Source organism: Pseudomonas sp. zjy_15 (genome assembly GCF_043101865.1).
GTDB classification, from domain to species: Bacteria; Pseudomonadota; Gammaproteobacteria; order Pseudomonadales; family Pseudomonadaceae; genus Aquipseudomonas; species Aquipseudomonas putida_Y.
Map to the genome: position 1 here is coordinate 1 of NZ_JBICII010000046.1, position 16,582 is coordinate 16,582.

Consider the following 16,582-nt stretch of genomic DNA (forward strand, 5'->3'; position numbering starts at 1 on the left):
CCTGCCGCTCACCGTTGCCGCCGCTACCGTATTCGCGGGCAAACCCGACTGGTGGCAGCGAACAGGCCCGCGCAGTCAATCGACCAGCTGAGCTTCCTTCAACGCCCCCAACGCCTCCTGCCAGCGCGGCTGCTGGCGATAATCGGTCCGCGCAAAACCTTGCCCGCGCATCCGCGCAATCCGCGGCGACGGTTTGACCTTCAACCGCTGCGCCGCACTCAGCGCCAGCTCCGCCGCCGCCCGGTCATTGCACACCAGGCCCATATCACAGCCGGCGCTCAGCGCCGCTTCGATACGGCTGGCCGCATCGCCCACCACATGCGCACCGGCCATCGACAGGTCATCACTGAAGATCACCCCGTCAAAGCCCAGCTCGCCACGCAGGATGTCCTGCAACCAACGCCGCGAGAAGCCGGCTGGCTGGTTGTCGACCTGCGGGTAGATGACATGCGCCGGCATCACTGCCGCAAGCTGCCCACTCAGGCGGGTAAACGGCACCAGGTCGGCCTGGCGCAGTTGTTCCAGGCTGCGCTCATCGGTGGGGATAGCCACGTGCGAATCGGCTTCGGCCCAGCCATGCCCCGGGAAATGCTTGCCACAGGCGGCCATACCCGCCGCATTCATGCCACGGATGAACGCGCCAGCCAGTTGCGTTGCACGCAGCGGGTCACTCTCGAACGCGCGGCTGCCCACCACGGCGCTACGCTGGTGGTCCAGGTCGAGCACAGGAGCGAAGCTGAGGTCCAGGCCAACCGCCAGTACCTCGGTCGCCATCAGCCAGCCGCACTGCTCAGCCAGGTATTCGGCATTGTCGTTATCGGCCAGCGCACGCATGGCCGGCAGGCGAACAAAGCCCTGGCGCAGACGCTGTACGCGCCCGCCTTCCTGGTCCACTGCCAGGATCAGATCGGGGCGAATAGCGCGGATGGACGCGCACAGTTCGCGCACCTGGCGCGGGCTGTCGATATTGCGGGCAAAGATGATCAGGCCAGCCACTTCGGGCTGGCGCAGCAGTTGACGGTCTTCGGCGGTCAGCCATTTACCGGCGATATCCACCATCAGGGAGCCTTGCAGGCTGACAGTCATGGGTAATCCTTCATTGAAGACAGAGAGCGGCCCACCGGGGGGCAGCAGACACCGGCAGACACATGCCGTTGGCCAAAAGCGAAGCCACACAGGCACTGGTCAGCAAGGGGAATGTGAAGTAGATCGGGCATGGGCGCTAGCTTAGCGGAAGCGCCCTGCCACGCCCAGCCTTCAGGCCTTGGCGGTAGCCGAGCTGGTCTTTGTTCGCGGGCGCAACTGCGCAGTGGCCATCGCCTCGTCGGTCACACCGCTGTCAGCGCGCATGCCTGCCGCCAGGAACGGCACCATCAGGCGCATCACCTGCTCGATCGAAGTGTTGATGCCGAAGTCGGTCTCGGCAATCGCCCGCAAGGCCTTGATACCGGACATGCTGAAGGCCGCGGCACCCAGCATGAAGTGCACACGCCAGAACAGTTCCAGTGGCGGAATGCGTGGCGCTGCCTCGTTCACCAACAACATGTAGCGGCGGAACACTTTGCCGTACATGTCTTCCAGATAGCGCCGCAGGTGCCCTTGGCTCTGGCTGAACGCCAGACCCAGCAGGCGCATGAAGATCGACAGGTCGTTGTTGCTACGCGGTTGCACGGCCAGCGCCTGCTCTACGAGCATTTCCAGCAGTTCTTCGAGGCTGGGCTTTTGCTCCGGCTTGGCCTGGCGGCGCTCCAGCTCACGCTCGAGACTGGCGCAGAATGGGCCAAGGAAACGCGAGAAAACGGCCTGGATCAGCGCCTTCTTGGAGCCGAAATGATAGTTGACTGCCGCCAGGTTGACCCCGGCCTTGCTGGTAATCAGCCGCAACGAGGTTTCGGCGAACCCCCTTTCCGCGAACAACTGCTCGGCAGCGTCGAGAATGCGTTCAACGGTTTCCGATTGGGCCATGACTACTCCGACTACTCCGCCAGACAAACAGGTGTTTGAAACATACGTTTCAGCCCTGCTTCTGTCAAGGCTCGGTGACTGGGCGGTCGCCATTTAAAAGGTGCAAGCTGGAAGCTGCAAGCGTGATGTGACAGCAACACCGGCCGGATATCGCAAAATCGCGTCCAGGGGTGACTGAAAAGCATGGGAGGACTGCCGTTTCGCCCTTTCTTGCAGCTTGGAGCTTGCAGCGGGCCTGACACTGTATATAATCCCAGTCACTGTACAAAAAGACAGAGCGCTTACCATGTTGAAACTGACGCCACGCCAAGCCGAAATTCTCGCGTTCATCAAGCGCTGCCTGGAAGACAACGGCTTCCCGCCTACCCGCGCCGAGATTGCTCAGGAGCTGGGCTTCAAGTCGCCCAATGCCGCCGAGGAGCACCTCAAGGCGCTTGCCCGCAAGGGCGCGATCGAAATGACGCCGGGCGCTTCCCGCGGCATCCGCATTCCCGGCCTGGAAGCCAAGGCCGGAGAAGCCGGCCTGCCCATCATCGGCCGGGTAGCGGCCGGTGCGCCGATTCTTGCCGAACAGCACATCGAGCAATCCTGCAACATCAACCCTGCCTTCTTCCACCCCCAAGCCGATTATTTGCTGCGCGTACACGGCATGAGCATGAAGGACGTCGGCATCTTCGACGGTGACCTGCTGGCTGTGCACACCTGTCGTGAAGCCCGCAACGGCCAGATCGTGGTGGCGCGCATCGGCGACGAAGTCACAGTCAAGCGCTTCAAGCGCGAAGGCAGCAAAGTCTGGCTGCTTGCCGAAAACCCCGAATTCGCCCCCATCGAAGTCGACCTGAAAGAACAGGAACTGGTGATCGAGGGCTTGAGCGTCGGCGTCATTCGCCGCTGATCCAGGAGGCGTCATGCAGCAGTTCATTCACGCACCCGAGCAAGCCCAGTTGCCCCTGTTCGAAGCATTCCTCGCCCAGCCCGTGCTGCCAGGCCTAAAAGCCAGGGAACTGGCGCGCAAGAGCAGCCAGCCCGAACTGTTCAGCGAACTGTCGCTGCGCGGTGCCCCTGGCCACTGCCAAAGCCTGCTGGCGCCAGTGCTGCGCGAGTTGAGCGAAGAGGACGAGGCCCGCTGGCTGACCCTGATCGCCCCACCGCCAAGCCTGACCCAGGCCTGGCTGCGCGATGCCGGACTCAACCGTGAACGCATTCTGCTGCTGCAACCCCGCAGCAATCAAAGCTCGCTGCAACTGGCCTGTGAGGCTTTGCGCCTGGGCCTCAGCCACACAGTGGTGAGCTGGCTGGGTAACGTCAATGCCACTGCACGTCAGCAACTGCTACGTGCTGCCAGTGCCGGAAACGCACAAAGCCTGAACATCCGCCTCGGCTGATGTTCAGGCTTTGCCTGTCACTTCAACTAGCCTGATACGCTGCTGCACCCTCAGTGCAGCACACGCGGCCCTTCATCACGCTCGAGCTCGCCATCCATCAGGCGACCGGCCATCTGCACGCCCACACTGAGCATGGCCTTGGCCACTTCCACATGCTGACCCTGCAGGAACACCTTGGCGTCTTCCGAGAAATCCAGGGTTACCAGAGAGCCCTCATCCTCGGCGCGACGAAGTTCGATGCGGCCGTCAGGCAACTCGACAATTTCCAGAAAAGACGTAGACATAAATGGCAGTTCTCCGCGAAAGGCGATTATTGTACCAGCCGTTGCGGTTATCAGCACTCACTCAACGCGTCGCGGAAACGTCTCACCAAACTTTTGAGGTCGTTGCGCCAGCTTTCCAGCTCGACACGCGTCAGCGCTGGATGCTCAGGCTCATCCAGATTGACGGCCTGAATCAGTGGCTGGGTAACGTCGGTTTTCGGCGCTTTTCTGGCGACCGGTGGTCGGAACAAATCGGCATAAGCACCGAGCATTTGCGCCAGCCAGGTTTCACGCTGGCGGGCCAGCTCCAGCAACTCGGCCACTTCCGGGATGGCGATACCGTTCAGGGCATCCTCGGCCAGGGCCTGCTCCACCGTTGCGACAACCGGCAGGCGGTAGAAGCCCCCGATTTCATGGCACAGCCCCAACAGAGCACCATACAGGTGGAACAGCGCCGACTCGCGTTCAGCCTGAACCAGACCTTGGGCATTCATGGCCAGGCTTTGTTCAGCCTTGGCCATGGACTCCAGGGCGAGGCCGGCGAAGAACAGTTTCTGGTTGGTACGGGTGTAGAGTTCCTGGGCCATTTCAGTGCCCTCCCATAAGGCTACAAGGCGGATATCTGCATCATAAATGATTGGGGCCGCTTTGCGCCCCTTCGCGGGCTTGCCCGCTCCCACCAGTACAGCGCCACATTCAAGGGCGGCGCGATACCTGTGGGAGCGGGCAAGCCCGCGAAGGGGCGCAAAGCGGCCCCATATCACAGCACCGATGGATCAGCGCTTATCTTCAACCTTCCAGGCATTGCCGTCGTAGAACGCCTTCCAACCGGTCGGCTTGCCATCGACCTCGGACTGCACGTACTGCTCCTTGGTCTTGCGGCTGTAACGAATCACCGCCGGGCGGCCATCCGGGTCTTTCTGCGGCGCATCGCACAGGAAGTGGTACTTCGGGTCGATCTCATGCTTGTGCGGCACAATCTCCAGCACCAGCGGCGCACGGGTCTCGCGGTTCTTGGGGAACTGGCTGGCAGCCAGGAACAGCCCCGAAGCACCGTCGCGAAGCACGTAGGTATCGTCGACCTTCTCGCACTTGAGCTCCGGCATGTCTACCTTGTCCATCTTCGGCGGCGCCGCCTCGCCGCTCTTGAGCAGCTTGCGGGTGTTCTTGCACGCCGGGTTGGTGCAGCCGAAGAACTTGCCGAAACGGCCGGTCTTCAATTGCATCTCGCTGCCGCACTTGTCGCACTCCAGGCTCGGCCCTTCGTAGCCCTTGATGCGGTAGTTGCCTTCCTCGATCTCGTAACCTACACAATCCGGGTTGTTACCACAGATGTGCAGCTTGTGCTTCTCGTCCAGCAGGTAGGCGTCCATCGCCGTGGCGCAGATCGGGCAACGGTGCTTGCCCAGCAGTACGCGCGATTCCGACTCGCCCTCGTCGTCAGCGGCGATCTCGTCGCCCGGCACCAGGTTGACGGTAGCCTTGCAGCGCTCTTTCGGTGGCAGGCTGTAGCCAGAGCAACCCAGGAACACGCCTGTAGAGGCGGTTCGAATCATCATCGGCCGGCCACATTCCTTGCATGGAATGTTGGTCATGGTCGGCTGGTTGGCGCGCATGCCGTCTTCGCTGGACTCGGCAGTCTGCAGCTTTTTGCTGAAGTCGCCGTAGAACTCGTCGAGCACGTTCTTCCAGTCACGCTCGCCCTGGGCCACGTCGTCGAGGTTCTCTTCCATGACAGCGGTAAATCCGTAGTCCATCAGGTTGGAGAAGCTCTCCGACAGGCGTTCGGTGACGATGTCGCCCATCTTCTCGGAGTAGAAGCGGCGGTTGTGCAGCGTCACATAGCCTCGGTCCTGGATGGTGGAAATGATCGCCGCGTAGGTCGATGGACGGCCAATGCCGCGCTTTTCCATTTCCTTGACCAGGCTGGCTTCGGTGAAGCGCGCCGGTGGCTTGGTGAAGTGCTGACTCGGGTCGATCTGGATCAGCTTAAGCGCTTCACCCTGAACCATTTCTGGCAGCACGTCGTCTTCGCCCGGCTTGCTCTGCTGTGGCAGCACACGGGTGTAGCCGTCGAACTTGAGGATGCGGCCCTTGGCACGCAGTTCGAAATCGCCGGCAGCGACGGTGACGCTGGTGGACAGGTACTGCGCTGGCGGCATCTGGCAAGCCAGGAACTGGCGCCAGATCAACTCGTACAGGCGCTCGGCGTCACGCTCCATGCCACTGAGCTTGGTCGGGTGGGTATTCACGTCAGAAGGCCGAATCGCTTCGTGCGCCTCCTGGGCGCCCTCCTTGCTGCCGTAAACCAGTGGCGCCTCCGGCAGGTACTGCTTGCCGAACTCCCGCTCGATGTAGCTGCGGGCCATCTCCAGGGCGTCCGCCGACAGGTTGGTCGAGTCGGTACGCATGTAGGTGATGTAACCGGCTTCGTACAAGCGCTGGGCCATCATCATGGTTTTCTTCACGCCGAAGCCCAGGCGGTTACTGGCCGCTTGCTGCAAGGTGGAAGTAATGAACGGTGCCGATGGCTTGCTGCTGGTCGGACGGTCTTCGCGCTTGACCACGCTGTAGCTGGAAGCCTTGAGCTTATCCAGCGCCGCCATGGCCTGGGCTTCGTTCAGCGGCTTGAAGGCCTCGCCCTTCTCGCGCGCCACCTCGAAACGCACCTTGGCGTTCTTGGCGGTGCCGAGGTCGGCGTGGATTTCCCAGTACTCTTCCGGGATGAACGCGCGGATCTCACGCTCACGCTCCACCACCAGCTTTACCGCTACCGACTGCACACGGCCAGCGGACAGGCCGCGGGCAATCTTGGCCCACAGCAGCGGCGAAACCATGTAACCGACCACGCGGTCGAGGAAACGCCGCGCCTGCTGAGCGTTGACCCGATCGATGTCCAGTTCGCCCGGCTGCGAGAAGGCCTCCTGAATGGCCTTCTTGGTAATTTCGTTGAACACCACGCGCTTGTAGCGGGTGTCGTCACCCCCGATGGCCTCACGCAGGTGCCAGGCAATGGCTTCACCTTCGCGGTCCAAGTCGGTTGCGAGATAGATGGTGTCGGCATCCTTGGCCAGGCGGCGCAGCTCTTCGATCACCTTTTCCTTGCCAGGCAGGATCTCGTACTTGGCCTTCCAGCCATGGTCGGGGTCGACGCCCATGCGCGCCACCAGCTGGCGGCGAGCCTTTTCTTTCGGCGAAAGCGCCGGTGCCTCACCCGCAGCCTTGCCACGCTTGGCGGCCGGCTCTTTGCTCGCGCTGGCCGAACCGCTGGTGGGGAGGTCTCGGATATGGCCGATACTCGACTTCACCACGTACTGGTTGCCCAGGTACTTGTTGATGGTCTTGGCCTTGGCCGGGGATTCCACAATGACCAGCGATTTGCCCATGGATCGGAGTATTCCTGAATCTGAAGATAAAAAACGCGCCAAGTGCCAGACGCGGCACCGCTATATATAGTGGCAAAAGTGTGAGGTCAAGCTCGGACGATCAGTCGTGCGACTTGCCCAGCAACCCGGGCAGCCCCTCTTCGGCCTTGACCAAAGCAAAGCGTGGCACCTGCTCGCCGTCAACTTCTACGGACTCCTCGAACATCGAAAGGGGGCGTACCCAGAAGCTGTAATCACCATACAGGCATTGGTAGAACACCATCCACTCTTCGGTTTCGGAGTGCCGCGCAACACTGAAGACACGGTACTCAGGCCCTTTGTAATGCCGGTAGACGCCTGGTTGTATCTGCATGTTGCACACCCTCTTGAATAAAACCTGAAAAAACAAAACCGGGGCACAAGGCCCCGGTTGCTGTCCCGCTACGCGATCAGACGCGTTCGAAGACAGTAGTGATACCTTGGCCCAGGCCGACGCACATGGTCGCAACACCCAGCGTACCGCCATTTTGCTTCATGACGTTGAGCAGGGTGCCGGAAATCCGCGCCCCGGAGCAACCGAACGGGTGGCCCAAGGCAATCGCGCCGCCGTGCAGGTTAACCTTCTCATCCATCTTGTCGAGCACTTTCAAGTCTTTCAGCACTGGCAGGGCCTGTGCAGCGAAGGCTTCATTGAGCTCGATGAAGTCGATGTCAGCCATGGTCAGACCGGCACGCTTGAGGGCTTTCTGGGTCGATGGCACCGGGCCATAGCCCATGATTGCCGGGTCGACACCGGCCACTGCCATCGAACGGATCACCGCCAATGGCTGGATACCCAGGTCCATCGCACGCTGGCCGGACATCACGATCATGCACGATGCGCCGTCGGTAATCTGCGACGAGGTACCGGCAGTGACAGTACCGCCTTTCGGGTTGAACGCAGGCTTGAGCGACGCCAGGCCTTCGAGGGTGGTTTCCGGGCGAATGGTTTCGTCGAAATCGAACACCTTCAGGAAGCCGTTTTCGTCGTAGCCCTGCATCGGGATGATCTCATCCTTGAACTTGCCTTCGACAGTGGCTTTGTGGGCCAGCTGGTGCGAACGCAAGCCGAACAGGTCCTGCTGCTCACGGGTGATGCCGTGCATCTTGCCGAGCATTTCCGCAGTCAGGCCCATCATCCCGGAAGCCTTGGCGGCATGCAAGGACAGGTGCGGGTTGGGGTCGACACCGTGCATCATGCTGACGTGGCCCATGTGCTCCACGCCACCCACCACGAACACATCACCGTTACCGGTCATGATCGCCTGGGCAGCCGTGTGCAGGGCGCTCATCGACGAACCGCACAGGCGGCTGACGGTCTGCGCCGCAGAGGTGTGCGGGATCGGGGTCATCAGCGACGCCATGCGGGCGATGTTCCAGCCCTGCTCCAGGGTCTGGTTGACGCAGCCCCAGATCACATCCTCGACTTCTTTCGGGTCGACCTTGCCGTTGCGTTCCAGCAGTTTGCTGATCAGGTGCGCCGACATGTCTTCAGCGCGGGTATTGCGGTGCATGCCACCCTTGGAGCGGCCCATTGGCGTGCGACCGAAGTCGACAATCACCACGTCTCTTGGATTCAGGCTCATATCAAATCTCTCGCTCTAGCTCGTTGACCGCTCAGTTGAAGAAGCGCTGGCCGTTCTTGGCCATTTCACGCAGCTTGGCGGTCGGGTGGTACAGCGGCCCCAGGTCGGCGTACTGATCGGCCAGGGCAACGAATTCGGCCACACCGATCGAGTCGATGTAACGCAGCGCACCACCGCGGAAGGGAGGGAAACCAATGCCGTAGACCAGCCCCATATCGGCTTCGGCGGCGGTTTCGACGATGCCGTCTTCCAGGCAGCGCACAGTCTCCAGGCACAGCGGGACCATCATCCAGTTGATGATGTCTTCATCGGTCACTTCACGCTGCTCGAACACGATAGGCTTGAGCACGTCGAGCACGGTGGCATCGAAAACCTTCTTCGGCTTGCCGCGCTTGTCGGTTTCGTAGGCGTAGAAGCCCTTGCCGTTCTTCTGACCCAGGCGGTTAGCCTCGTACAGCGCGTCAACGGCCGAGCGACGCTCGTCCTTCATCCGGTCCGGGAAACCTTCGGCCATCACATCGCGACCATGGTGACCGGTGTCGATGCCGACCACGTCCATCAGGTAGGCTGGGCCCATCGGCCAGCCGAACTTTTCCATGACCTTGTCGATGCGCACAAAATCGACGCCGGCGCTGACCAGCTTGGCGAAGCCGCCGAAGTACGGGAACAGCACGCGGTTGACCAAAAAGCCCGGGCAGTCGTTGACCACGATCGGGTTCTTGCCCATTTTCTTGGCGTAGGCCACGGTGGTGGCAACCGCCACTTCACTGGACTTCTCGCCACGGATCACTTCAACCAGCGGCATCATGTGCACCGGGTTGAAGAAGTGCATGCCGACGAAGTTTTCCGGACGCTTGAGCGCCTTGGCCAGCAGGTTGATGGAGATGGTGGAGGTGTTGGAAGCGAGGATCGCGTCGTCCTTCACCTGGCCTTCCACTTCCGCCAGTACCGCTTGCTTGACCTTCGGGTTCTCGACCACAGCCTCGACGACGATGTCGACATTGGCGAAATCGCCATAAGACAGGGTCGGGCGAATGGCGTTGAGGGCCTCGGCCATCTTGGCCGGGGTCAGGCGGCCCTTCTCGACGCGGTTGCCGAGCAGCTTGGAGGCCTCGTTCAGACCCAGTTGAATGGCTTCCTCGCGGATGTCCTTCATCAGGATCGGCGTACCTTTGACCGCCGACTGGTAGGCGATACCGCCGCCCATGATGCCGGCGCCGAGGACGGCGGCCTGCTTCACGTCGTGGGCGATCTCGTCATGCGCCTTGGCCTTGCGCTTGAGTTCCTGATCGTTGAGGAACAAGCCGATCAGGCTCTCGGCGACCGAGGTCTTGGCCAGCTTGGCAAAGCCCGCGGCTTCGACTTCCAGGGCCTTGTCGCGACCGAAGTTGGCGGCTTTCTGGATGCTCTTGATCGCTTCGACCGGGGCCGGGTAGTTCGGCCCGGCCTGGCCTGCGACGAAGCCCTTGGCGGTCTCGAAGGCCATCATCTGCTCGATGGCATTGAGCTTGAGCTTTTCCAGCTTCGGCTGGCGCTTGGCCTTGTAGTCCAGTTCGCCACTGATGGCACGCTTGATCAGGTCGAGGGCACCGGCCAGCAGCAGCTCAGGGGCGACCACGGCGTCGACGGCCCCCACTTTCAGGGCGTCTTCGGCACGGTTTTCCTTGCCGGCGGCGATCCACTCGATGGCGTTGTCCGAGCCGATCAGGCGCGGCAGGCGCACGGTACCGCCAAAGCCCGGGTAGATACCCAGCTTGACTTCCGGCAGGCCGATCCTGGCGCTGCTGGACATGACCCGGTAGTCGGCCGCCAGGCACATTTCCAGGCCGCCGCCCAGCGCGATGCCGTTGATGGCGGCAACGGTTGGCACTTCGAGGTCTTCGAAGGCGTTGAAGATGCGATTGGCTTCCAGGTTGCCAGCGACCAGCTCGGCCTCAGGCAGCTTGAAGTTGTCGACGAACTCGGTGATGTCGGCGCCGACGATGAACACGTCCTTGCCACTGCTGACGATCACGCCCTTGACCGAGGCATCGGCCTGGATGGCATCGACGGCCTGGCGCAGCTCGCTCAGGGTAAGGCGGTTGAACTTGTTGACGGACTCACCCTTGAGGTCGAACTTGAGCTCGACGATGCCACTTTCAAGAGCCTTAACCGTGATGGCTTTACCTTCGTAAATCATCAACTGATCTCCACGATATGGAAGCTGAACTGTACACGCCGATCGCTGCAGCAAAAGCAGGCCTAGCTGCCCTGCCCCAGGCACACCCGTCAGCGCGCTAGTCGGAAGTATGGCTTGGCGTGATGACATACAAACGCTCAATTCATACGCCCGTTTGATTTGGGTGTGCACACATTCTCCGAAAAGATGGGCGTTGTCAAATGCTCACGAGCACGGCGAAAGCGCGACTTTCCAGTCATTTTCTATCGCCCGGGTACAAAACATGATGACAGTGATCGCCGGTCATTCATGTCAGCGATTGACCACACGTATTGGCTGGAGTGCTTTGCGCTTGCGCGGCGAGCCAGGGCGACTACACTGGCACTTGCTTGCATGAATACCCGGCCTGCCTGGCCTTTTCTGCGCAGCAGAACGCAAAGCGGCGACTTGGCACCCCACCCCTTCAGGGTCATGCCGAGCCGCCGCTTTGTCGTTATAGAACAGATTGACCAGGCTGGATTCCGCCCCCGTAGGAGCGGGTTTACCCGCGAAGCAGGCACCGCGGAGCTTGGCACCGGCCCTGCCGATGTTCGCAGGTGAATCCTCGCCTACAGGGGCGCATATGGGCTGAGCTCAAGCCAAGGTTTCGAGGGCGTAGGCAACATCCTGCAACACAGCAGTATCGCCGCGCTCGGTCCAGTACAAGGCAATCATCCGCGCATCGGCCTCCACCTTGTACACACTCGCCGGCAAACGCGACAAGGCGCCCATGAAGCGTGGGTCTTCGCAGGGCTCGCGCCACTGATTCCACCACACCCCGGGGCTGACCTGCCAGAAGCTGAAACTGTCCTCATGCCCACGACGCCGGGCTCGGTGATATTGCGGGCAGGGGCTTGGCGGCTCTTTTTCCAGCCAATGCGGCCACTGCTGAGGCGCCAGCTGCATGGCCAGCCCCATGCGCCGAGCCTCCAGGCGCAACTTCATCTGCTCGCTCTGCTTGCGCGAACTGCGCAGCCAGGAAAGCGGGCTGAGAATCAGCGCAAGGATTGACACCACCAGCAATACCGTCATATCAGTAGTTCCCATAAAACGTTGCAAATGAGCTGGTTAGCCATTTTCACGGTGGACCCGCCCTAAAGCGACCATACTTCTTCTATCGCGATTGTCAGGAGTACCGCTCATGAAATACGAACATTTGTTGGTCGCTGTCGACCTGACCGAAGAGTGCGACCCGGTGATCAAGCGCGCCATGGCGCTGGCAGAACCTTCGAATGCCAAGGTATCCCTGGTGCACATTGTCGAGCCGATGGCCATGGCTTTCGGCGGTGACGTACCGATGGACCTGTCGCAGTTGCAACAGCAGCAGTTCGACCAGGCCAAGGAGCGCATGGACCGCCTGTTCCACAAATACCCGGAAATCAACCGCGGCGACTCGCACCTGACCTACGGCCAACCGCGCCAGGAAATCCACCAGCTGGCCAAGGACCAGAACTGCGACCTGATCGTGGTCGGCAGCCATGGTCGTCACGGCCTGGCATTGCTGCTGGGCTCCACGGCCAACGATGTGCTGCACGGCGCGCCGTGTGACGTGCTGGCGGTACGCTTGCTGAAGAAGGATTGATTCGACCTGAACCGGCCTCTTCGCGTGCAAGCCTGCGCCTGCAAGGGTATGGCGATCCCTGCAGGAGCGGGTTTACCCGCGAAGAGGCCGGAACAGGCTAACGCCAGTCAGCCTTCCAGCTCAGCCCAGCGCTCTACCAATACATCCAGCTCGCCCTGCAGCTTCTCGATCTGTGCCAGCACCGCCGAAGTTTCTGCAATTGGCCGCTGATAGAAGCCCGCCGCATTCACTTCTTCCTGAGCCTCGGCCATCCGCTGTTCCAGCTCGTCGATCTGCCCCGGCAGCATTTCCAGCTCACGCTGCAGCTTGTAGCTGAGTTTCTTCTTCGAAGGCTCTTCCACCACCGCCGCAACAACAGGTTCAGGCTTGGCCTCGACCTTCTCAACCACCGCGCTGTTGAGCGCAGACTTGCCGCCCTTGCTCTCGGTCACACCCAGCAATTTCGGCGAGCCGCCCTGGCGAATCCAGTCCTCGTAGCCGCCCACATACTCACGCACCTTACCCTCGCCTTCGAACACCAGCGTGCTGGTAACGACGTTGTCGAGGAAGGCCCGGTCGTGGCTGACCATCAGCACGGTGCCTTTGTAGTTGGACAGCACCTCTTCCAGAAGCTCGAGGGTTTCCACGTCCAGGTCGTTGGTCGGTTCGTCGAGCACCAGCAGGTTGGCCGGCTTGCTGAACAGCTTGGCCAGCAGCAGCCGCGCACGCTCACCACCTGACAGCGCCTTGACCGGCGTGCGCGCACGCTGGGGACTGAACAGGAAGTCGCCCAGGTAGCTCAGCACGTGGCGGTTCTGACCATCGATCTCGATGAAATCACGGCCTTCGGCCAGGTTGTCGATCACGGTCTTTTCCAGGTCGAGCTGGTGGCGCATCTGGTCGAAATAAGCCACCTCGAGCTTGGTGCCACGCTCCACTTTGCCCGCAGTAGGCTCAAGGTCGCCCAGCATCATCTTGAGCAAAGTGGTCTTGCCAGTGCCGTTTGCGCCCAGCAGACCGATGCGGTCCTGCCGCTGCAGGACCATGGAAAAGTCCTTGACCAGCAGAGGCCCGTCCGGGTGATGGAAGCTGACATTTTCCAGCACCATCACCTGCTTGCCGGACTTGTCCGCTGCTTCGATCTGAATGTTGGCCTTGCCCTGTCGTTCGCGGCGCTCGCCACGCTCCACACGCAGGGCCTTCAGTGCACGCACACGGCCTTCGTTGCGGGTACGGCGGGCCTTGATACCCTGGCGAATCCACACTTCTTCCTGGGCCAGGCGCTTGTCGAAGAGCGCGTTGGCGGTTTCCTCGGCGGCCAGTGCGGCCTCCTTGTGCACCAGGAAGCTGGCGTAGTCGCCGTTCCAGTCGATCAGGCCGCCACGGTCCAGCTCGAGGATGCGGGTGGCCAGGTTCTGCAGGAACGAACGGTCGTGGGTGATGAACAATACCGCGCCGTTGAAGCCACGCAGGGCCTCTTCGAGCCAGGCAATGGCACCGATGTCCAGGTGGTTGGTCGGTTCGTCGAGCAGCAGCAGGTCGGGCTCGGACACCAGCGCCTGGGCCAGCAGCACGCGGCGGCGCCAGCCACCGGACAGCTCGGCCAGGGTCTTGTCGGCCGGCAGTTGCAGGCGACTGAGCGTGCTTTCCACCACCTGCTGCAGGCGCCAGCCGTCGCGGGCTTCCAGCTCATGCTGGACGTGCATGAGTTTTTCCAGGTCTTCATCGCCCTGGATGTTCATGCTCAGGTGGTGGAACTGCGCCAGCAACTCGCCCACGCCGTCCAGACCAGCGGCTACGACGTCGAACACCGTTCGCTCGTCGGCCACCGGCAGCTCCTGTGGCAGCTCACCGATCTTCAGGCCCGGGGCACGCCAGATTTCGCCGTCGTCGCCCTTCTGCTCGCCCTTGACCAGGCGCAGCATGCTCGACTTGCCGGTGCCGTTGCGGCCGATGATGCACACCCGCTCGCCACGAGCGATCTGCCAGGACACTTTGTCCAGCAGCGGCATGGCGCCGAATGCGAGGGACACATCGCTGAATTTGAGCAGGGTCATGTTGGTCTCCATAAATCGGGCGCGCATTCTACCTGACTTGGGCCCCGACGGCATCCGCCAGGCCAACCGGCGAACGCCTGGCGACATCTGGTCGAACTTAATATCCCGATACACGCACAGCGCTTTCACCCACCGCCGGCAAACGGCTAAGCTAAGGCAATAGCTTCCAACAGTGCTGGCTCCGCCGACACTCCCCATGGTTCAACTGCCCGGACGTATCATGCGCAGCCGCCTGTTACATATTGCATCCTGCCTGCTGCTTACCGCCGCCACCTGCGTGGCGCAGGCCGCCGACCTGACCCTGCAACGCCAGTACTACGACGAGGCCAAGCGAGCGCTGGCCAAAGGCGACAAAGGCCCGTACCTGCGCTATGCCCAGGCCTTGAAGGACTACCCGCTGACGCCCTACCTGGCCTACGATGAACTCACAGCACGCCTGAAAAGCGCCAGCAACCAGGAAATCGAAGGCTTTCTTGCCAAGCATGGCGACCTGCCCCAGGCCAACTGGATGAAGCTGCGCTGGTTGCGCTGGCTGGCCGAACGTGGCGAGTGGGATACCTTCGTCAAGTACTACGACCCCAAGCTCAATTTTACCGAACTGGACTGCCTCAACGGCCAATACCAGCTCAGCCACGGCTTGCGCGCCGAAGGTTACGCCACCGCCGACAAGCTGTGGAACGTCGGCAAATCGCAACCTGCCGCCTGCGACGCGCTGTTCGGCATGTGGGCAGCCGAAGGCCAGTTGACCGAAGCCAAGCGCTGGGCACGCACCAAGCTGGCAGCCCAGGCGCGCAACTACGGCCTGGCAAACACGCTGGCCAAGGGCCTGACCACCCTCCGCCCGCAGGGGCGCCTGCTGGTCGACGTAGCGCAGAAGCCTGAGCTGCTCAACCAGCCGTCGCGCTTTACCCCGGTCAACGAGGCCATGTCCGACGTGGTCAGCCTCGGCCTTCGCCGCCTGGCCCGGCAGAACCCGGAGCGGGCCATGGCACTGCTCGACGATTACGCCCAGCGCATGCACTTCTCGCGTGATGAAAAGGTGGCCATCGCCCGCGAAATCGGCCTGACCCTCGCACGCCGCTACGACCCACGCGCGCTCGGCCTGATGACCCGCTACGACCCCGAGCTGCGTGACAACACCGTCAGCGAATGGCGCCTTCGCCTGCTGCTGCGCCTGGGCCGCTGGGAGGACGCCTACGAGCTGACCAAGCGCCTTCCCCAGGACCTGGCCAGCACCAGCCGCTGGAGGTACTGGCAGGCTCGCAGCCTGGAACTGGCACAGCCAAACAACCCGCAGGTTCCGCTGCTTTACAAGGCCGCAGCGCGTGAGCGTGACTTCTATGGCTTTCTCGCCGCCGACCGGGCACAGGCACCGTACCAGCTGAACAACAAGCCGCTGCTGCTGAGCCCGCAACTGGTCAAGAAGGTCCGTAACACGCCCGGTATCCAGCGCGCACTGGAATTCCACGCCCGTGGCCAGATTGTCGACGGCCGCCGTGAGTGGTACCACGTCAGCCGCCACTTCACCCGTGACGAAATGGTTGCACAGGCTCGCCTGGCCTACGAGCTGCGCTGGTACTTTCCAGCCATCCGCACCATCAGCCAGGCCCGCTACTGGGACGACCTGGACATCCGCTTCCCCATGGCCCACCGCGACACGCTGGTGCGTGAAGCCAAGGTTCGCGGCCTGCATTCGAGCTGGGTATTCGCCATCACTCGCCAGGAAAGCGCCTTCATGGAGGACGCACGCTCTCCCGTGGGCGCCAGCGGCCTGATGCAGCTGATGCCGGCCACGGCCAAGGAAACCGCACGCAAGTTCAGTATCCCGCTGGCATCACCGGCGCAAGTGCTGAACCCGGACAAGAACATCCAGCTGGGTGCAGCCTACCTGAGCCAGGTACACAGCCAGTTCAACGGCAACCGGGTGCTGGCTTCGGCAGCCTATAACGCCGGCCCCGGGCGCGTTCGCCAGTGGCTCAAAGGCGCCAAGCACCTGAGCTTCGATGTGTGGGTAGAGTCGATCCCGTTCGACGAAACACGCCAATATGTGCAGAACGTGCTTTCGTATTCGGTGATCTACGGGCAAAAGCTGAATTCGCCGCAGCCGCTGGTGGATTGGCATGAGCGGTATTTCGATGACATGTGATTGCTGTTGAGCCTGTAC

14 protein-coding genes are annotated in these 16,582 nt (G+C 61.8%); 4 read left to right on the forward strand and 10 right to left on the reverse strand.

Annotation, left to right across the window (positions count from 1 at the left end; translation table 11 throughout):
* Positions 1-75: 75 nt before the first annotated feature.
* Both nagZ and ACF8EF_RS08740 read right to left on the reverse strand, forming a co-directional pair.
* Positions 76-1,074 (reverse strand): beta-N-acetylhexosaminidase, encoded by a 999-nt coding sequence (gene nagZ, locus ACF8EF_RS08735; protein WP_209969747.1) that lies wholly within the window; start codon positions 1,072-1,074, stop codon positions 76-78.
* A gap of 183 nt (positions 1,075-1,257) precedes the next feature.
* Entirely contained in the window at positions 1,258-1,965 is a 708-nt protein-coding gene (locus tag ACF8EF_RS08740) for a TetR/AcrR family transcriptional regulator (RefSeq protein WP_003248784.1), read from the reverse strand.
* Positions 1,966-2,251: 286 nt separating this feature from the next.
* On the opposite strand from ACF8EF_RS08740, the gene lexA reads away from it, so the two are divergent.
* A complete protein-coding gene (lexA, locus tag ACF8EF_RS08745; protein WP_392529074.1) occupies positions 2,252-2,860 on the forward strand; it encodes a transcriptional repressor LexA in 609 nt (202 codons plus the stop codon).
* A gap of 13 nt (positions 2,861-2,873) precedes the next feature.
* Complete coding sequence (gene sulA / locus ACF8EF_RS08750; protein WP_209964640.1) at positions 2,874-3,350, forward strand: SOS-induced cell division inhibitor SulA; 477 nt, start codon at positions 2,874-2,876, stop codon at positions 3,348-3,350.
* 50 nt (positions 3,351-3,400) lie between these two features.
* Here sulA and ACF8EF_RS08755 read toward each other — a convergent pair whose 3' ends face one another.
* From ACF8EF_RS08755 to ACF8EF_RS08785, 7 genes are all read right to left on the reverse strand, one after another.
* Entirely contained in the window at positions 3,401-3,634 is a 234-nt protein-coding gene (locus ACF8EF_RS08755; protein WP_003248777.1) for a hypothetical protein, read from the reverse strand.
* A gap of 50 nt (positions 3,635-3,684) precedes the next feature.
* Complete coding sequence (locus ACF8EF_RS08760; RefSeq protein WP_392460896.1) at positions 3,685-4,200, reverse strand: DUF6586 family protein; 516 nt, start codon at positions 4,198-4,200, stop codon at positions 3,685-3,687.
* A gap of 189 nt (positions 4,201-4,389) precedes the next feature.
* Positions 4,390-6,999 carry a type I DNA topoisomerase gene (gene topA, locus ACF8EF_RS08765; RefSeq protein WP_176684848.1) on the reverse strand — a complete coding sequence of 870 codons (2,610 nt, stop codon included), beginning with the start codon at positions 6,997-6,999 and terminating at the stop codon, positions 4,390-4,392.
* Between the two features lie 100 nt (positions 7,000-7,099).
* Complete coding sequence (locus ACF8EF_RS08770; protein WP_021785428.1) at positions 7,100-7,351, reverse strand: DUF1653 domain-containing protein; 252 nt, start codon at positions 7,349-7,351, stop codon at positions 7,100-7,102.
* Positions 7,352-7,427: 76 nt separating this feature from the next.
* Positions 7,428-8,603 carry an acetyl-CoA C-acyltransferase FadA gene (gene fadA / locus ACF8EF_RS08775; RefSeq protein WP_010953128.1) on the reverse strand — a complete coding sequence of 392 codons (1,176 nt, stop codon included), beginning with the start codon at positions 8,601-8,603 and terminating at the stop codon, positions 7,428-7,430.
* A gap of 31 nt (positions 8,604-8,634) precedes the next feature.
* Positions 8,635-10,782, reverse strand: coding sequence for a fatty acid oxidation complex subunit alpha FadB (fadB, locus tag ACF8EF_RS08780; RefSeq protein WP_176684847.1), 2,148 nt, complete (start codon positions 10,780-10,782; stop codon positions 8,635-8,637).
* 612 nt (positions 10,783-11,394) lie between these two features.
* The gene (locus ACF8EF_RS08785; protein ID WP_003248762.1) at positions 11,395-11,832 is read right to left on the reverse strand and encodes a hypothetical protein; all 438 of its coding nucleotides are present in this window, start codon (positions 11,830-11,832) and stop codon (positions 11,395-11,397) included.
* Between the two features lie 109 nt (positions 11,833-11,941).
* On the opposite strand from ACF8EF_RS08785, the gene ACF8EF_RS08790 reads away from it, so the two are divergent.
* A complete protein-coding gene (locus tag ACF8EF_RS08790) occupies positions 11,942-12,382 on the forward strand; it encodes a universal stress protein (protein ID WP_176684846.1) in 441 nt (146 codons plus the stop codon).
* 107 nt (positions 12,383-12,489) lie between these two features.
* Here the strand turns inward: ACF8EF_RS08790 and ACF8EF_RS08795 are convergent, their stop codons facing one another.
* On the reverse strand, positions 12,490-14,418 hold the full coding sequence (locus tag ACF8EF_RS08795; RefSeq protein WP_209964632.1) for an ATP-binding cassette domain-containing protein: 1,929 nt from the start codon (positions 14,416-14,418) through the stop codon (positions 12,490-12,492).
* 220 nt (positions 14,419-14,638) lie between these two features.
* Here ACF8EF_RS08795 and ACF8EF_RS08800 point away from each other — a divergent pair, with 220 nt between their 5' ends.
* The gene (locus ACF8EF_RS08800) at positions 14,639-16,564 is read left to right on the forward strand and encodes a transglycosylase SLT domain-containing protein (protein WP_176684844.1); all 1,926 of its coding nucleotides are present in this window, start codon (positions 14,639-14,641) and stop codon (positions 16,562-16,564) included.
* Positions 16,565-16,582 lie beyond the last annotated feature (18 nt).